1 protein-coding gene is annotated in these 534 nt (G+C 65.2%); it reads left to right on the top strand.

Translation table 11 applies throughout. The features are described 5' to 3' along the window. Positions 1 to 235: 235 nt before the first annotated feature. Positions 236 to 534: ArsR/SmtB family transcription factor (locus ACXJKJ_RS31970; RefSeq protein ID WP_457395756.1), on the top strand; the 299-nt coding region annotated here is incomplete at its 3' end.

Below are 534 nucleotides of genomic sequence, written 5' to 3'. Positions count from 1 at the left end.
GCTCGGCGCTGGGCGCGATCTTTTCCTGGGCGATGCGGCGCGCAACGTCCTGCAGCATCAACTGCTCTTCGGTAAAACTGAAATCCACAACACCCTCCCGGGAACATGGTGATTTTGGCCGCGCAGCGCGCGTCCAGGTGCGGCGATTGTACCGGGGGCCGGTCAATGCCAGCTGACTTGACCCGGCACCGGCCCGGGGCGAAAATATCTCTATATCGCGATAGGTAGATATTCAATGGATCTCGAGGACTGGTCGGTCCGGCTGAAAGTGTTCGCCGACGCCACCCGCGTACGCCTGCTCACGCTGCTGGAGCAGGAAGAATTGACCGTGGCCGAGCTGTCGGCCATCACCACGCTGGCGCAGCCACGCGTGTCCACCCACCTGGCCCGGCTCAAGGAAGCCGGCCTGGTGCGCGACCGGCGTGCCGGCGTGTCGGCGTATTACCGCTTCGACGACGCCGCGCTGGACCCGGCGCAGCGTGCATTGTGGCATGCACTGAGCACCGGCAGCGACGATCCGCTGCTGCGCCAGGA

The sequence above is a fragment of the Roseateles sp. P5_E1 genome (assembly GCF_054049335.1).
This window is presented reverse-complemented; position numbering and strand designations above follow the sequence as displayed.